This window comes from Streptococcus sp. FSL R7-0212 (genome assembly GCF_038007985.1).
Lineage (GTDB): Bacteria > Bacillota > Bacilli > Lactobacillales > Streptococcaceae > Streptococcus > Streptococcus parauberis.
The window spans coordinates 34,699-51,462 of the sequence record NZ_JBBOYF010000001.1 but is presented as its reverse complement, the minus strand read 5'-3'; the positions used below and the strand labels follow the sequence as shown (position 1 = coordinate 51,462).

The 16,764-nt window shown below is 38.9% G+C and carries 13 protein-coding genes; 1 reads left to right on the top strand and 12 read right to left on the bottom strand.

Translation table 11 applies throughout. From position 1 onward, the window contains the following. Positions 1-127: 127 nt before the first annotated feature. Both purD and MKY69_RS00330 read right to left on the bottom strand, forming a co-directional pair. Positions 128-1,390 (bottom strand): phosphoribosylamine--glycine ligase, encoded by a 1,263-nt coding sequence (gene purD, locus MKY69_RS00335; protein WP_003108972.1) that lies wholly within the window; start codon positions 1,388-1,390, stop codon positions 128-130. Between the two features lie 112 nt (positions 1,391-1,502). Beyond that, positions 1,503-1,859, bottom strand: a complete 357-nt coding sequence (locus MKY69_RS00330) for a hypothetical protein (protein ID WP_037620360.1) — start codon at positions 1,857-1,859, stop codon at positions 1,503-1,505. 994 nt (positions 1,860-2,853) lie between these two features. On the opposite strand from MKY69_RS00330, the gene MKY69_RS00325 reads away from it, so the two are divergent. Beyond that, entirely contained in the window at positions 2,854-3,939 is a 1,086-nt protein-coding gene (locus MKY69_RS00325) for a CHAP domain-containing protein (protein ID WP_340790751.1), read from the top strand. 45 nt (positions 3,940-3,984) lie between these two features. Here the strand turns inward: MKY69_RS00325 and purH are convergent, their stop codons facing one another. From purH to MKY69_RS00275, 10 genes are all read right to left on the bottom strand, one after another. Next, the gene (purH, locus tag MKY69_RS00320; protein ID WP_062806376.1) at positions 3,985-5,529 is read right to left on the bottom strand and encodes a bifunctional phosphoribosylaminoimidazolecarboxamide formyltransferase/IMP cyclohydrolase; all 1,545 of its coding nucleotides are present in this window, start codon (positions 5,527-5,529) and stop codon (positions 3,985-3,987) included. Positions 5,530-5,555: 26 nt separating this feature from the next. Continuing rightward, complete coding sequence (gene purN, locus MKY69_RS00315) at positions 5,556-6,110, bottom strand: phosphoribosylglycinamide formyltransferase (RefSeq protein ID WP_071520233.1); 555 nt, start codon at positions 6,108-6,110, stop codon at positions 5,556-5,558. Then, positions 6,107-7,129, bottom strand: coding sequence for a phosphoribosylformylglycinamidine cyclo-ligase (gene purM / locus MKY69_RS00310; protein ID WP_180373304.1), 1,023 nt, complete (start codon positions 7,127-7,129; stop codon positions 6,107-6,109). The genes purN and purM overlap by 4 nt, the downstream gene beginning before the upstream one ends. Positions 7,130-7,212: 83 nt before the next feature. Then, positions 7,213-8,670 (bottom strand): amidophosphoribosyltransferase, encoded by a 1,458-nt coding sequence (gene purF / locus MKY69_RS00305; RefSeq protein WP_340790750.1) that lies wholly within the window; start codon positions 8,668-8,670, stop codon positions 7,213-7,215. Positions 8,671-8,769: 99 nt separating this feature from the next. Continuing rightward, positions 8,770-12,495: a phosphoribosylformylglycinamidine synthase gene (locus MKY69_RS00300; RefSeq protein WP_103345035.1), complete on the bottom strand. Its 3,726-nt coding sequence runs from the start codon at positions 12,493-12,495 to the stop codon at positions 8,770-8,772. Positions 12,496-12,564: 69 nt separating this feature from the next. Further along, positions 12,565-13,272 (bottom strand): phosphoribosylaminoimidazolesuccinocarboxamide synthase, encoded by a 708-nt coding sequence (gene purC / locus MKY69_RS00295; protein ID WP_003105473.1) that lies wholly within the window; start codon positions 13,270-13,272, stop codon positions 12,565-12,567. Positions 13,273-13,417: 145 nt separating this feature from the next. Beyond that, positions 13,418-13,660, bottom strand: a complete 243-nt coding sequence (locus tag MKY69_RS00290; RefSeq protein ID WP_003104799.1) for an acyl carrier protein — start codon at positions 13,658-13,660, stop codon at positions 13,418-13,420. Then, positions 13,647-14,660: a phosphate acyltransferase PlsX gene (gene plsX / locus MKY69_RS00285; protein ID WP_062806378.1), complete on the bottom strand. Its 1,014-nt coding sequence runs from the start codon at positions 14,658-14,660 to the stop codon at positions 13,647-13,649. Before plsX ends, MKY69_RS00290 begins: the two co-directional genes overlap by 14 nt. Before the next feature lie 147 nt (positions 14,661-14,807). Next, entirely contained in the window at positions 14,808-15,581 is a 774-nt protein-coding gene (recO, locus tag MKY69_RS00280) for a DNA repair protein RecO (protein WP_311981543.1), read from the bottom strand. After that, positions 15,571-16,749 carry a pyridoxal phosphate-dependent aminotransferase gene (locus tag MKY69_RS00275; RefSeq protein ID WP_003107475.1) on the bottom strand — a complete coding sequence of 393 codons (1,179 nt, stop codon included), beginning with the start codon at positions 16,747-16,749 and terminating at the stop codon, positions 15,571-15,573. The genes recO and MKY69_RS00275 overlap by 11 nt, the downstream gene beginning before the upstream one ends. Positions 16,750-16,764: the final 15 nt, after the last annotated feature.

Below are 16,764 nucleotides of genomic sequence, written 5' to 3'. Positions count from 1 at the left end.
ACTAATTTTTGAGTCTTTGTCTCAAAAATTCCCCCGATAAGTAATGATTTTATCATTACTTATCTTTTCACTACATAAAAAGTATCTGTTTCTACAACCTTCGGTTGCTTATCTTTATCATTTTATCTTATTTTATTGCTTTATTGCCAATGTCATTTCGGTAGAACAAACCATCAGTGTTTTGTTCTTTTAGTTCTTTGTAGATGACACTCTGCGCAGCTTGGACGCTGTTCTCTGTGGTGACTAACATGTAAACACGACCGCCGTTTGAGAGCAATGCTTTGCCATCTTGGTCAAATTTAGCCCCAGCATAATAAGTGATAATCTCGCCTTCTGTTTTTGCTGGAAGAGTCACGCCTTTGTCGTAGGCCAGTGGATAGCCATTTGAAGCGACGACCACGCCAAGAGTTACACCGCCATTTACCCAAGTAATCTCAGGTTCATTGCCGTCAAGAATATCGGAAATGTTTTGAGCAAAATCAGAGGTCAAGCGAGGCAAGATGATTTGCGTCTCTGGATCACCAAAGCGAGCGTTGAACTCAATGACTTTGGGACCATCTGCCGTCAAAATAAGACCAGCATAAAGGATACCTAGGTAAGGACGACCTTCTTTAATCATTCCTTCCAGAACAGGCTTAATGATTGTTTCTACAGACTGGTCAATGACAGTATGTGATAAATGTGGAACCGGTGCGTAGGCTCCCATACCACCTGTGTTGGGGCCCTTGTCTCCATCATAAGCACGTTTATGGTCCTGAGCTGTTGGCATGATGTAAAATTTGTCGCCGTTAGCAAATGCAAAGAGTGAGAACTCCTCGCCAGCTAGGAATTCTTCAATAACCACGCGCGCCCCAGAATCGCCAAACTTGTTGTCGAGAAGCATTTCATGCGCCGCTTCAACAGCTTCTTCCACCGTCTCAGCAACCACAACACCCTTCCCCAAAGCCAAACCGTCGGCCTTAACAACGATCGGTGCACCTTCTTTTTCAATGTAAGCCTTTGCTTCTTCGAAATCGGAGAATGTGCCATAGGCAGCTGTCGGAACTTGGTACTTAACCATAATTTCCTTAGCAAAATCTTTTGACCACTCAAGCTCTGCGGCCAAACGACTTGGACCAAAAGCTTTCAGACCAACCTTGTTAAAATCATCAACAATCCCCGCAGCTAGCGCATCATCTGGGCCAATAAAGCTCCAAGAAATGTCATTCTTTTGAGCAAAGTCAATTAATTTTGAATGTTCGGAAATAGCAATATCTACACAAGTCAGTCCATCAAGCGTCATCCCAGCATTACCTGGAGCAACGAAGACTGTCTCAACATCCTTAGATTCTAGTAATTTCTTAGCAATAGCATGCTCACGACCACCCGAACCGACAACCAATAATTTCATTCTACACCTCATAAAAGCGAATTTTGTATTGTCATTATAACATATTTGTTCGTCAATTAAAAAAGATATACGAAAATTAGTATATCTTTTTAATGACAATAGTAGAGAAAGCTTACTTTGATTCTTTATGAGATTTTCGAATCCATAAAATGATTAGAAAAAGCAAGAGACAAATTGCAAAGAGACTAAGTAGAATAAGCAGATTTAATCTTATCTCAAAAAATGTACCTCTCAACAATTCCCAAACAAAATAATCCATGATGAATATCATGATTAACCAACCTAGAAATTGTTTTATGCTTTTAATTCTATCAGCCAGAAAATAAAGAACGGTCATCATTAGAAAGAGTATGTAATTTACTAGAGGAAGTTCATGATAATAATAAGCGTGAATTAAAATTCCCCCTAAAAAAATACTAACTGATAGAAAATACCACTGAATTTGTTCTAAAAGTCTATCTTTATTCATTTGAGTCACCTTTATTGTTATTCTCACATATTATAATAAGATACTTTTTGACACAATATAAAATGACCAATAATAACAAGTTCCCCAATATTACCCAGATAGAAATTCTAAAATTTGGAATATGTCGCAAGTCTCTGAGACTTGTCAAAGCCATCATGAGCATGATTGACAGATAGGCATTACTCTTACATCTCTTTACAAGATATGGTATATCGGACAAAGGTAAAATAAAAAGAAAATGGGAGCATCCATAAAAGTTGTGAAATAGATAAGAAAAGAGCACTACCACTGGAATAGTAACTAATGACATCTTTATAAAAGCAGAGATTCCATCAATATAATCTTGTCTCTTCAAATTTCTCATGATACTACTCCCTATTTTATCTTTCAGGGTATAAAATAAAGCAAGAATTAATGAAACCATAAAGATTCTTGAGATAACTATTTGATGCACCACAACTGGTTCTTGACCCATAATATTTTTTATACAGACATAAATACCAACCATGATAAAGTAACATTCTGTTAATTTTTTTGAGTATTTTTTAAGAATGACATGTTGATTCCTTTCTTTTCAGCAAGAGGTATTTATCTAATAAGAAAACCAATTTTCTCTGAATAATTTTAAACTATCCTTTTACTTCAAGCTGGTCAAATCAACTTTTTTACTTGTGCTTTAAAAATTGAACATCAAATTTACTATTAAAACACGCTCTCACCCAATACTTCTGCTATACTGTTTTAATAAAGTCAAATGGAGGTTTAAGCTAACACCTATGACCAAAAAACAACTGACCCTTTTATGTAGTATTTTCTCTCTAATCTATTGTTTGGAAATACTTTGTGGTTTGTCAATCTATCTGGAACCTACATTCATGCTTTTTATCAGCCTTCTTTCCATTTTGCTTTTCTCTCCTCCTAAAAAGCGAAAAGATTAAAAAACCTGCCATGAAAGGCAGGTTTTTTCGAATAACTTAGGTAAGGAGGTAAACTTATGAAAAAATTTCAAACACTTATTGTTTTGGCTGTTATTGTCAGTCAATTAGTTAACCCCTTCACACTAAATACAAAGGCTGCTGTTCTCGGTGACAATTACCCTAGCCAGTGGCAGACGGGTTGGGGTCCCGACACTTGGGGCATGTACAAAAGGCAGTGTACATCCTTCGTCGCTTTTCGGCTAAGTTCGGCTAATGGTTTCACGTTACCAACAGGTTATCGTAATGCGGATTCATGGGGCCACATTGCCCGTAGCCAAGGCTATTCCGTTGATATGCAAGCAACAGTAGGTGCTGTTGCTTGGTTTGACAAGGGTGTCAATTACTCTCACCAAGACTACGGACATGTGGCCTGGGTAGCAGAAGTCAATGGCAATCAGGTGACCCTAGAAGAATACAATTATAATGCTGGCCAAGGGCCAGAGAAGTATCACCGCAGAACGATTGCTATGGGAGCCGTCAGCGGCTACATTCATTTTAAGGACCTTGGGCAAAGTCACAGTAACCCAACGCCTACCGCCGCACCAGCCAACTTAGCACCTAGTGGTACCTACTACTTTACTGAACGCACCGCTGTTCGCCCTGAAGCCAAACTAAATAGTCATGCCTTAACTCATTATGAAAAAGGTCAATCCGTTATCTATGATCGAGTGCTGACTGCAGAGGGCTACCAATGGCTCTCCTATATAGGAGGAAGTGGCAACCGTCGTTATGTGGCAATAAAGAAATTAGCAAGTTCGGTAAAACCGAAAGACCCAGAAGCAAAGCCAAGTCAGTTCAAGGTGGGTGATCAGGTCACTTTCCCTGGGGTCTTTAAAGTGAATCAGCATCATGGTTCCCTAATTTCCAGTGTCGATTTGGCCGGTGGCAGTCCAACAAGTCTCAACTGGATTGACCCAACTCCTGTAGATGAATCCAATCAACAAGGACAAAAAGCCGGTGATCAATTCCTTAATCCAGGGGAGTACTTTATCATCCCTGGAAAATTCAAAATTCTACAAATTGATCAGAAAACAAATGGTATCAGGGTCCAAATTGGCTCACGCGCTACCTGGGTAACTATGGCACGCGCAAAAAAAGCATAAGGAAAAGACCAAGCCAAGGCTTGGTCTTTGGTCACTTATTTAATTTTAATGTCTAAAGTGGCGTACGCCAGTGAAGACCATGGCAATGCCATGTTTGTTGGCAGCGTCGATAGAATCTTGGTCACGGACTGAACCACCAGGTTGCACGATGACCTTGATACCAGCTGCGGCAATTTCTTCAATGTTGTCAGCAAATGGAAAGAAGGCATCACTAGCCAAGGCCGCTCCTTCAAGACGATCTTTGGCTTGTTCGATGGCAATGCGCACTGAGGCTACACGGTTTGTTTGACCAGGACCAACGCCAAGGGTCATGTGGTCATTGGCAATCAAGATACCATTTGATTTAACATATTTAATGGCTTTCCAAGCAAAAAGAAGAGCTTCTTTTTCTTGATCGTTTGGTTGACGCTCAGTCACCACTTCCCAAGTGTCTGGATTTTCTTCCACAACATCTTGGTTTTGAACCAATATACCACCAACAACACCAGTGAATTCAGGCTCTACTTGACTAGCATCTTGAGCATCAAATGGCAATTCCAAGAGACGCAGATTTTTCTTTTTATTGGTAAGAATAGCTAGCGCTTCTTCAGAATAACTTGGTGCAATGATTATTTCTAAGAAGACAGGATGCATCTTCTCAGCTGTCGCGGCATCAACTTCTCTGTTCAGAACAATGATACCACCAAAGATAGAAACAGAATCAGCTTCATAAGCATTGTCCCAAGCTTCTTCTATTGTATCAGCCTGACCAATCCCACATGGATTCATGTGTTTAAGGGCAACAACTGTTGGACGGTCTTTGAAGTCACGGATAATACGGATGGCTGCGTCAGCATCACGAATATTATTAAAGGACAATTCTTTGCCGTTCAATTGTTTAGCTGAAGCAATGGAGTAATCGGTTGGAATGGCTTTTTGGTAGAAGTCAGCATCTTGTTGAGGGTTTTCCCCGTAACGCATTGACTGATTTAAATCATACGTCAAGGTCAGTTTTTCTGGTTTGTCTTCACCAACTTGAGCTGTAAAATACTCAGCAATCAAGGCATCATATGCTGCCGTGTGGCGGAAAACTTTAGCTGCTAAACGCTGACGAGTTGCGTAGTTGGTTTCACCAACCTCAGTTAATTCTTTCAGTACTACCTCGTAGTCAGCTGGATCGACAATAACTGTTACACTAGCATGGTTTTTGGCTGCTGAACGGAGCATTGATGGACCACCGATGTCAATGTTTTCGACAGCTTTGCTATAAGTCACATCCGGACGGATAATTGTCTCTTTGAATGGATAAAGGTTAACAACGACTAAGTCAATCAGTTCAATATTATTTTCTTTGGCAGCTGTCAGGTGAGTATCCAAGTCACGGCGAGCTAGAAGACCACCGTGGATGTTAGGATGAAGGGTTTTAACACGGCCATCCATCATTTCAGGAAAACCTGTCACATCATCAATGGCAATGGTTTCGAGACCCGCTTCATCAAGAGCAGCTTTTGTTCCACCTGTTGAGATAATATCCCAACCTAAGTCTTTTAATGCTTGAGCAAATTCGACAATGCCCGCTTTATCTGAAACACTAATTAGTGCACGTTTCATTCTATTCTCCTCTAACTCTTGTCTATCTATTTTCGTTCAACGCCTAAACTATCCAATACTTGAGGATAAAGCTGGTATTCCATTTCATGGATTCTGGCTTCAAAAGTCTCAATAGTGTCTTCTGGTAAACGTGGGACGCGAACTTGTTTAATCACTTGTCCACTATCCACGCCACTATCGACCCAATGAATAGTTACACCTGATTGGTCAACATCAGCATCCCAAGCATCATCAATGCCATGGGCACCAGGAAATTCAGGTAAATAGGCTGGGTGAATATTGATAATCCGACCTTCATAAGCATCTAACAAGGTTGGACCAACAATTTTCATGTAACCAGCCAAACAAATTAAGTCAATCTCATGCTCATCAAGCAGAGCCACGATGGCTTCTTCATAGGCTTCTTTACTTGCAAATTCTTTCAATTCAAAGCTATAATGCGCCACGCCTAAGTTGTTAGCTCGCTCGACAGCATAAGCCTGTCTCTTATCCGTAAACAGAAAGGTTACGGGAAACTGCTCTGCAATGACCTGAAAATTTGACCCATTCCCAGAGGCAAAAACTGCTAAACGTTTTGTCATTTGATAATAACACCCTTATCTTCTTTGGCAACGATACGCCCAATTTCATAAACTGGTTCATCCAAAAGTTCTTTAATGCGGTCAACATTTTCAGGTTTAACAGCCATCATAAGACCAATCCCCATATTAAAGATTTCAAACATTTCTTCATGCTTGATCTCCCCATATTTTTCAAGGGCTTTGAAAATAGGTAGAACTGGCACCTTGTCTTCTTCAATTTCAGCAGCTAAGTTATCTGCAAACATGCGCGGAACATTTTCTACAAAACCACCACCCGTGATGTGAGCAATACCATTAACCAAGTTCTCCTTAACTAATGGTAGAACTGCTTTAACGTAGATACGAGTTGGTTCTAAGAGAACATCTTTTAAGACTTTGCCTTCGAGTTCTGGTAAGACTTCTTCACCAGTGTAATCTTGGAAGACAGAACGCACGAGTGAGTACCCATTAGAATGAATCCCACTTGAGGCTAACCCTAAGAGAACATCACCTTCGGCTACTTTTGATCCATCAATAATTTGTGATTTTTCAGCAACACCAACAGCAAAGCCCGCAAGATCATAATCATCTGCATCATACATGCCTGGCATTTCAGCCGTTTCCCCACCAATTAGTCCAGCTCCTGCTTGGACACAGCCTTCAGCAACTCCAGCTACAACTTGTTCTAATTTAGCTGGTTCATTTTTACCTGTTGCGATATAGTCAAGGAAATAAAGTGGTTCTGCCCCTGCAGCAATGATATCATTAACACACATGGCCACACAGTCTTGACCAATTGTGTCATGCTTATTATATTTGATAGCAAGCATTAATTTTGTTCCGACCCCGTCAGTTCCGGAGATAAGCACTGGCTCTTTAACTCCAGTCTGGCTAAGATCAAACATACCACCAAAGCCACCAAGAGCACCCATCACACCTGCACGTTCTGTGCGAGCGACATGTTTTTTAATTCTTTCAACAACTTCATAGCCTGCTTCAACGTCTACACCTGATTTTGCATAAGCATTTTTAGTCATAATAATTGATTTTAGAAAGCCAAATAGTGGATTTAATGCCCCAATTTTTGACCTTCTTTTCCTTTCATTTCTTTAAAATAGCTGTGCTATTTAGCAACGTTATCAATATGGAAACTAACTTTTTCTTCTAGACTCTTGAGATAAGCTTCTTCATAGTCATAAAGTGGTGTTGGGTAATTACCATCAAAGTAAGCAACACAGAGACCACCATTTGGTGCATCTGTTTCCAAGCCAATGGCATCAATCATCCCATCAAGAGAAAGATAAGTCAATGAGTCTGCCCCAATGATTTGACAAACCTCATCTACATCATGGTTTGCAGAGATCAGCTCACGACGGGTTTGAATATCAATCCCATAGAAACATGGATATTTCAGTTCTGGGCTACCAATAGCCACGTGAACTTCAGTCGCTCCAGCTTCACGAAGCAGATTAATAATTCTACGTGATGTTGTTCCACGAACAATCGAATCATCAATCATCACCACGCGCTTACCTTTAACAACACCAGAGACAGCTGATAATTTCATGCGGACACCCTGTTCACGCAATTCTTGTGTTGGTTGGATGAAAGTTCTCTGAGTATATTGATTTTTAACCAAGCCCATTTCATTTGGTAGACCAGATTCTTCAGCGAAACCCATGGCTGCTGAAAGTGATGAATTAGGTACACCAACGACAATATCTGCCTCATGTTTGAACTCTTGGGCTAAGCGACGCCCCATATTTTTACGAGCTGTATGGACATTAACACCGTAGATTGTTGAGTCAGGTCTTGCAAAATAAACATATTCCATGGAACAAATGGCCAGTTGTGTATCTTTGGTATAACTACCAACTGTGATTCCAGAGTCATCAATGATAATTAATTCACCAGGCATGACATCACGAATCCACTTGGCCCCGATCACCTCAAAGGCGCAGGTCTCGCTTGATACCACCCAGGCGCCATTGGGTAATTGCCCAATCGACAGTGGGCGGAAGCCATTAGGATCTAAAGCTGCAATTAACTTGTCGTCAGTCATTAAAAGATAGGCGAAGCCACCCTTAACAGTATTGAGAGCCTCTTTGACCTTGCCCATAAAGTCTGGGTGATGACTGCGTCTGATTAAATGCATTAGTATTTCTGTATCAGACGAAGCATTAAAAATAGCTCCTTCTCGTTCCAACTCTTTCTTGAGAGATAAAGCATTGGTCAGATTACCATTATGGCAGAGTCCAAATTGTTCATCTGTGAAATTGTAAAGGAAAGGCTGAATATTATTGATAGAAGCTGTCCCAGCAGTAGCATAACGGACATGGCCAATAGCCGCATGACCTGTTAATTTCGCTAGGTCGGCTTGGTTGCTAAATACTTCTGATAAAAGTCCAGTGTCACGGTGTTGAAGTAAGCGACCATTGTCATTGGAAACAATACCAGCTCCTTCTTGCCCGCGGTGTTGTAAGCTATGAAGACCAAAATAGGTTACTTGAGCCGCATGAGGATGGCCCCAAATCCCAAATACACCACACTCTTCATTAAGAGATTTTTCTTCGTATGTCATGATTACCTCGTTATAAGACCTAAAGAGTGCCTGTCTCAAAAGAATGATTCTTTGGGACAGCACTCTGGTCAGCTTGTCGTGGGCCGAAAGCCCATTTTATTATTTACCTGTGAAATAGTGAACGGCTGATGCAAATAAGAATTGATCTTTCTGACCAGGAATATTTTGGAAGAGACCATCTTCATAACGTTCTGAATGTCCCATTTTCCCAATAATTTGTCCGTTCTTACTTGTAATCCCTTCGATGGCATTTACTGAGCCATTTGGATTATAATTAGAATCCATGCTTGGTTTTCCTTGGAAGTCAACATATTGACTGAAGATTTGTCCATTATCACGGAGTTCCTTAAATTCTTCTTCGGTGACAACAAATTTACCTTCACCATGTGAGACTGGGATAGCATGGATATCACCAACTTTAACTCCACTTAACCAAGGTGAGTTAGTATTGGTAATGCGTGTTTCAACCATTTTAGCCACGTGTTGATTAGCATCGTTGTAGAAAAGTGTTGGGCTTGTTTCAGTTGCACTATCAAAATTACCATATGGTAGTAAACCTGATTTAACTAATGCTTGGAAGCCATTACAGATACCAATTATCAAACCACCATTAGCAATAAAGGCATTAATAGCTTGGCGAACTTTTGCATTCAAAAGAATGTTAACAATAAATTTAGCAGATCCATCTGGTTCATCAGCAGCTGAGAATCCCCCAGCAAAGAAGATGATATTAGCTTCTTCAATATTTGCGACCATTGTTTCAACTGACTCTACAATTGCTTCTTCATTTAAGGTTACAAATGGGACTAAATTAACTCTAGCACCTTCTTTTTCAAAGGCTTTAGCTGAATCATATTCTGAGTTGGTACCTGGGAATACTGGAATGTAAACTAATGGTTGGTCAATTCTTTCTATTCTTGTGATAATTGCAGAGCTGTTAACAGCTGGTACTTCCGCAAGGCTTGAAGTTTGTTCAAATTCTGTCGGATAGATGCTTGCAAGTGTGCCTTCAAATGCACTTTGAAGCTTAGCACCTGTTAGTTCTTGGCCGTTAATCACTAAGCTAAAGTTAGCAGTGGTTTGACCAATTTTTTCTGCGCCAGCAATGTCGTCGGCAGACGTGAAGATAAAACCTCCAAGCTGCGCATTAAGCCCTAAGGAGAGGTCTGACAAGGTCACTTCTGCACCAATTTGGTTTCCAAAACTCATCAATGCGAGGCTTTCAATTGGGCCACCGTACTTAACAGCTGAGGCTGCAGTAATTGTATGTTGCTCTTGGATTGCTTTAAATTTAGTGAAGTTGGCTTTGATGAGCTCAAAGTCAATTTCTTGTGAGATGGCTTGACCTGGCATGTAGTAAATGTTTTGACCAACAGCTTTAAACTCTGGTGAAAGAACCTTCCCAACAGTAGCTGTGGTAACTCCAAAGGCTACAAGGGTTGGTGGAACAGTCAGCTCTTCAAAAGTACCTGACATGGAGTCTTTACCACCAATTGATGGCAAACCAAGTTGAATTTGGGCTTCAATAGAACCAAGTAGTGCTGCAACAGGTTGACCGAAGTTCTCAGCAATCTTATCCATTCTTTGGAAATACTCTTGATATGAGAAGCGAGCCTTATCCCATTCTGCACCTGAAGCTACTAAACGGGCAGTTGCTTCAATCACAGCATAAGCTGCACCATGATAAGGAGACCATTCGGCAATAGCTGGATTATAGCCTTGGGCAATGGCTGACGCTGTTTGTGTCACTCCATTTTGAACAGGTAGTTTTTGAACTGAACTTTCAGTCGGTGTCATTTGGTAGCGACCGCCTAGAGGATGGTTAACTGTTGAACGACCAACCGAACTGTCAAAAATAGTTTGAAGTCCTTTTTGTGAACTATGATTAAGTTCAGCAAGTAAAGCTAATGTATCTGCTTCTAAGTTAGCTTCTGAAGTTTGACGTTGCTCAGGAATAGTAGTTTCTTTATCAACAACCTTGGCATCAACAACCACGCGTACTCCATTTGTATCTAAGAAAGAGCGTTCAATATCAACAATTGTTTGGCCATTCCAAGTCATTACTAAGTTTGGTTTTTCAGTGACAATAGCTACAATCAAAGCATCAATGTTTTCTTTACGACATTCCTCGATAAACTGATCAGCATCTTCTGGACGAACAACAACTGACATCCGTTCTTGAGATTCTGAAATAGCAATCTCTGTTCCATTTAATCCTTGATATTTTAATGGAACTTTATCTAAATCAATTTCCAGACCATCTGCTAATTCACCGATGGCAACACAGACACCACCAGCACCAAAGTCATTTGATTTTTTAATTAAACGAGTAACTTGACTATTGCGGAAGAGTCGTTGAATCTTACGTTCTTCAATAGCATTACCTTTTTGAACTTCTGCACCAGCTGTCTCAACTGATTCAACAGTTTGCACTTTTGAAGAGCCAGTTGCTCCACCAACACCATCACGACCGGTTTTTCCACCTAAGAGGATTACCACATCACCAGCTTCAGGTTTTTCACGAATAACATTTTCCTTTGGAGCAGCCCCGACGACAGCCCCAAGTTCCATCCGTTTAGCTACAAAACCTGGATGGAAGTATTCTTTAACATAAGTTGTTGCTAAACCAATTTGGTTTCCATATGAAGAATAGCCGTGCGCCGCTGTTTTTGAAATAACTTGTTGCGGTAATTTACCTTTACGAGTTGCCGCAATTGGCATAGTGATGTCGCCTGCGCCTGAAATACGCATAGCTTGATAAACATAAGAGCGACCAGATAATGGGTCACGAATAGCCCCTCCGATACAAGTTGCCGCTCCACCGAAAGGTTCAATTTCTGTTGGGTGATTATGTGTTTCATTTTTGAACATCAAAAGCCAGGGTTCTTTCACACCATTGACATCGACTTCGATTTCAACAGAACAAGCATTGATCTCATCTGAAACTTCCATATCATCAAGGCGACCATTAGCACGTTCATAACGTCCAAAGACAGTTGCCATATCCATTAGAGTTTCAGGTTTTTCTGAACGACCCAATTCATTACGCATTTGGATATACTTATCATAAGTTGCTTGTAATTGTTTTTGAAATTTAGATTCTGAAAAATCAATAGCCTTTAATTCAGTTTCAAAAGTCGTGTGACGACAATGGTCAGACCAGTAAGTATCTAATACTTTAAGTTCTGTCTCAGTAGGCACGCGCCCAATTGTTTTATAGTAATCTTGGATGAAAAGTAAATCATCAACTTCCATGGCAAGACCAGACTCTGATTTATAAGCTTTAAAATCCTCAGCAGTATATGAAGTAAAGAAATCGAGATTTGGAATAGTTTTATCAGATTCTGAAAAATTATGTTTCGCAATTGCATGTGTGATATCTTTAAATCTTGAATCAACTGGGTTAAGCAGGTAGTGTTTAAGAGCTGTTAATTCTGTCTCATCGATATCTTTATTTACAAGATAAAGTTGAGCTGTATTAACTGTTACTTTACTTGAACTACCTAATAATAATATTGCTTCTTGAGAACTAGCTGCACGTTGATCAAATTGACCAGGCAGAGATTCGATAGCAAAATAAGAATAACTGTCTAAATCATTTAAGAGAAATGCTCCATCTAAAAGATTATCTGTTACTTGTTCTGAAAAAATGTGTTTTTCAGCTTTTTCAATTAAACCCTCGTCTATTGAGAAAACATCATAAACTTGAATGATTCTAAGATCTTTTAAAGTTTCTAATTGCAGATTATGATTTAATTCTTTTACAAGTGACTCTGCCTTTACCTGAAAATCTTCTTTTTTCTCTACAAAAATACGTTTATCCATTTTATCTCCAATCCAAATAGTCCTACAGACCGTAGCAACTAGTTAGCCTAATCCATCACTGATTTCTTCTTATTTTAATGCTTTTAATTTTTCGTAAACAACTTGATAAACATCTGTTAGACTACCAAGATTTCTTCTGAAAACATCTTTATCCATATGATTTCCTTGGGCATCCCATAAGCGACAATTATCTGGTGAAAACTCATCAGCCAAAATAATTTTGCCATCCTTGTCAAAACCAAACTCAAGTTTAAAATCAATCAGATGTAACTCAATGGCATTAAACCATTTCGTTAAGAGCTCATTAATACGACGAGTTTCTTCTTTAATATAGTCAACTTGCTCAGCAGTCGCAATGCCTAATAGCTTCACGTGGTCATCATTCATAAAAGGATCATCAAGTTCATCATTTTTATAGTAGAACTCAATAATAGGATTTGCCAGCGAACTACCTTCTTCAATGCTGAAACGTTTTGAAAAAGAACCCGCAGCTATATTACGTAAAACCACTTCTAAAGGAATAATCGTTACCTTCTTGTTTAATTGTTCCGTATCTGAAACCTGCTTAATAAAATGCGTTGCAATTCCAGCCTCATTCAGACGAGAAAAAATAAGGGATGATATTTTATTATTTAAAACACCTTTTCCTTCGATGGTTTCTTTCCGTGCTCCATTCAACATTGTTGCTTGATCCTTATACACAGACTTTATGACATTATCATCCTCTGTAGAGTAGATATCTTTTGCTTTGCCTGTATAAATTAGTTCTTCTGGCATGAATTGTTCGCCTTTCATATGCTTTTTTATAAAGAATAACATATATCAGCAACATATTCAACATTTTATTAATGAATTACAAAAGAATAAATATAACGTTCGTTTTTAGATAAAAAAAGAGGAGCATAAGCTCCTCTTTGGTAATTTAGTTCAAACGATTAGAAATATATGTAATCATATCACCAACAGTTTTCATATCTTCCGCATCTTCATCTGGGATACTAATGTTGAAATCATCTTCAACATTAATAATAAATTCTGTTAATTTGATTGAATCAGCATCTAAATCTTTTTCAAAATTAGTTGACTCATTAATTTCAGGTAATTCATTCGCTTCAATTTCTTGAATGATTCTTGTTAGTCTTTCTAAAATATCATTTCTCGTCATCAGTTTGTGTCTCCTTAGCAAATTCCTCAACTAATTGTCCAACAACATCTGTTTCCAACATAGTACGGATTTGTTTAATAGTATAAAAAATTGATTTCGCGTCACTAGAACCATGTGATTTTACAACTGGTGCTTTTAAACCAAAAAGTACGGCACCACCGGCGCCAGAGTAATCTAAGGAATTTTTCATATCTTTTAAACTGCCTTTTAACAGTAATGCACCTAGTTTAGCCTTAAAACCACCTGATTTAATTGATGTTTTTAGTTGTGACATAATACCACTAGCCGTTCCTTCAATTGATTTCAAAACAGCGTTTCCCGTGAAACCATCAGCAACCACAACATCACAAACACCTGACATCAAGTCACGTGCTTCAACGTTTCCAACAAAATTGATTTCTTTTTCTTCTGATAGAAGTGCAAAGGTTTCCTTACGTAAGGGATCACCTTTCATTTCTTCAGTTCCATTATTTAATAAACCAACACGAGGATTGGCAAGTCCACGGACATTTTTAGCATAGAAAGAACCCAAGATAGCAAATTGGTGCAGGTGTGAAGCTGTATTTTCAGCATTAGCACCTAAATCTAACATATCAAAGCCTGCTTGGTTTGTGGTTGGCAAAGTAGACAATAAGCCTGGACGATCAACACCTTTAATTCTACCAACAACAAATAAACCTGCGGCTAATAAAGCACCTGTATTGCCGGCTGAGAGAACTGCATCAGCCTCTCCATCTTTGACTGCTCGCGCTGCTAACACCATTGAGGCATTTTTCTTACGTCTAATTGCCTTAGCGGGCTCATCATCAGAATTGATTTTTTCATCAGTATGGAAAATTGTCACTCGATCAGACTCTTTTAAATACTCTTTAATCTTAGTTTGGTCACCATAAAGTTGAACTTCAATATCTGAAAAAACTTCAATAGCTTGATTGACACCTTCTATAATTGCTTTCGGGGCATTGTCGCCACCCATAGCATCAACTGCAATTCTTTTCATCCTTGCTCCTTTTTACCGTATCATATTAAGATAAAACAATGTAATTATTATAGCACAATCTGTAGGAGTTTGACACCATCTAGACTAATGGGGAATTGCTGCGCAGCCCCACCAAAAGAGAGCCTAGCATATGCTAAACTCCCAAAATTAATTATCCTCTGAGCTGGGCTTCATAATTTGTCCCCATGTGGACAAGTCGTCAATAAATTTTTTACTCTTTAGATGAATTCCGACATAATCGTCATACAATTCATCAATAAACAAACGGAGTTTTTCCTTCATTTCCGGTTTTAAAGAAATAACTTTCAACTCATCAAAGTGAATGGCTTGAAACTGATCTAATAAGTAAACTACATTTGGATCTAAGTGATTTCTGTGAATATCTTCATGATAGTGCTGTGGACAAAGTACACCTGAATATTTATGCGAAAAATCAAAAGGCAGTCCTGTCTGGTGACAAAAGACACAATCATGAAAATTTAATCTGACCCCAAAGCGATCCAATATTTGAACCTCAAAGATGTTAGTCATTACTTCATAATCTAAACCCTCTTCCATTAAATCTAAAGTCTTTTTAAGAAAGGCAAAGAGTTGTGCATCAATCTCATTATCTTTTAAAGCTGCATCGGTTAAAGCCGTAATATAAGTGGCATAAGACAAGGTAAAAATATCTTGATTAATTTTTTTATAAGTTTCCACTTGATTATAATCTTCTATATAAGATAAGCCAATGTCGTTTAATTTTAAGATAAAATCAGCGGCTGTTAGGGGCTGAATCACTGAACTTAACTTGGATTTCCCTGCATGCTTAACAAAAAACATCCGTTTGCCAGCTTGCTCAGTGAAGATTTTAACTAACTTATCATCTTCTCGAAAGTTCTTATTATATAGAACAATACCATGTGACTGACTAGTTTCCATAATGTGTCATATAGTCTTTCAAACGTTCCATAGCAGTTTCAATTGTTTCCATACTAGCTGCATAGCTCAGACGTACATAGCCCTCACCAAATGGACCAAAAGCAATCCCTGGAATAAAAGCAAGAGCTTGCTGTCTCGCTAATTCCTGACAGAATTTGAAGGAGTCATTTTCACCAAATCCTTGTGGAATTTTAGCAAATATATAAAAAGCACCATCTGGCTTAATCATCGAAAAGCCCATCTCAATCATCTTTTCAATGATATAATCACGACGTCTGATATACTGTTCCTTCATTGGTTGAGTATCATTTTTACCAACGGTTAATGCTTCAATGCCCGCATATTGAGCCATAGTTGTGGCAGCAGTTACCAGATACTGGTGACTCTTGATAACCTGTGCTGCAATCGTCTCATGCGTAAAGATAAACCCAATACGCCACCCAGTCATAGCATGCGATTTAGATAAGCCATTAACTAAAATAGTTTGTTCAGGAAGGTACTCTGCAATGGAAACATGATTTTGATCAGTATAATTTAATTCAGAATAAACTTCATCACTAACCACAAAAACATTATATTTTGCCAAGACTTCAGCAAAAGACTTGATCTGCTCTCTAGAATAGGTCATCCCAGTGGGATTTGTTGGATAGTTGAGTAATACAGCTTTTACTTTATCTCCTTGGGCAATAAGGGCCTCCTCTAAAACCTCAGGAGTTAATACGAAGTTGTTTGGAGTGGTATCTATTTCGACAATCCTAGCTCCCGCAAGTGTCACAATTGGTTCATAGCCAGGGTAGGCTGGCGCAGGAAGTAAAACAACATCCTCCTCTTCCAAGATAGTCATCAGAGAAGCTGACAAAGCCTCTGTTGCACCAATAGTTACCATAACCTCTGTTTCAGGTTTATAATTCAAATTGTATTTCACTTTAACGAAATCAGCGGCTGCTTGTCTTAATGCAAGAAGACCACTCATACCTGTATAATGAGATTGATTGTCATCTATAGCTTTTTTGGCTGCTTCTTTGACATGGTCAGGAGTTGCAAAATCTGGTTCACCTAAAGTTAATTTTAAAATACCTGGTACATCAGAAATCGATTGATCAAATTGACGAATCAAAGAAATTTCTATCTTACCTAAATTCTTATTAAAACGATTACTTAAATCCATATGGGACCTCCCCCA

Excerpts from the sequence above, each read along its gene's own strand:
- purD (WP_003108972.1), bottom strand. The coding sequence starts at position 1,390 with ATGAAATTATTGGTTGTCGGTTCGGGTGGTCGTGAGCATGCTATTGCT.
- MKY69_RS00330 (WP_037620360.1), bottom strand. The coding sequence starts at position 1,859 with ATGAATAAAGATAGACTTTTAGAACAAATTCAGTGGTATTTTCTATCA.
- MKY69_RS00325 (WP_340790751.1), top strand. The coding sequence starts at position 2,854 with ATGAAAAAATTTCAAACACTTATTGTTTTGGCTGTTATTGTCAGTCAA.
- purH (WP_062806376.1), bottom strand. The coding sequence starts at position 5,529 with ATGAAACGTGCACTAATTAGTGTTTCAGATAAAGCGGGCATTGTCGAA.
- purN (WP_071520233.1), bottom strand. The coding sequence starts at position 6,110 with ATGACAAAACGTTTAGCAGTTTTTGCCTCTGGGAATGGGTCAAATTTT.
- purF (WP_340790750.1), bottom strand. The coding sequence starts at position 8,670 with ATGACATACGAAGAAAAATCTCTTAATGAAGAGTGTGGTGTATTTGGG.
- MKY69_RS00300 (WP_103345035.1), bottom strand. The coding sequence starts at position 12,495 with ATGGATAAACGTATTTTTGTAGAGAAAAAAGAAGATTTTCAGGTAAAG.
- purC (WP_003105473.1), bottom strand. The coding sequence starts at position 13,272 with ATGCCAGAAGAACTAATTTATACAGGCAAAGCAAAAGATATCTACTCT.
- MKY69_RS00290 (WP_003104799.1), bottom strand. The coding sequence starts at position 13,660 with ATGACGAGAAATGATATTTTAGAAAGACTAACAAGAATCATTCAAGAA.
- plsX (WP_062806378.1), bottom strand. The coding sequence starts at position 14,660 with ATGAAAAGAATTGCAGTTGATGCTATGGGTGGCGACAATGCCCCGAAA.
- recO (WP_311981543.1), bottom strand. The coding sequence starts at position 15,581 with ATGGAAACTAGTCAGTCACATGGTATTGTTCTATATAATAAGAACTTT.
- MKY69_RS00275 (WP_003107475.1), bottom strand. The coding sequence starts at position 16,749 with ATGGATTTAAGTAATCGTTTTAATAAGAATTTAGGTAAGATAGAAATT.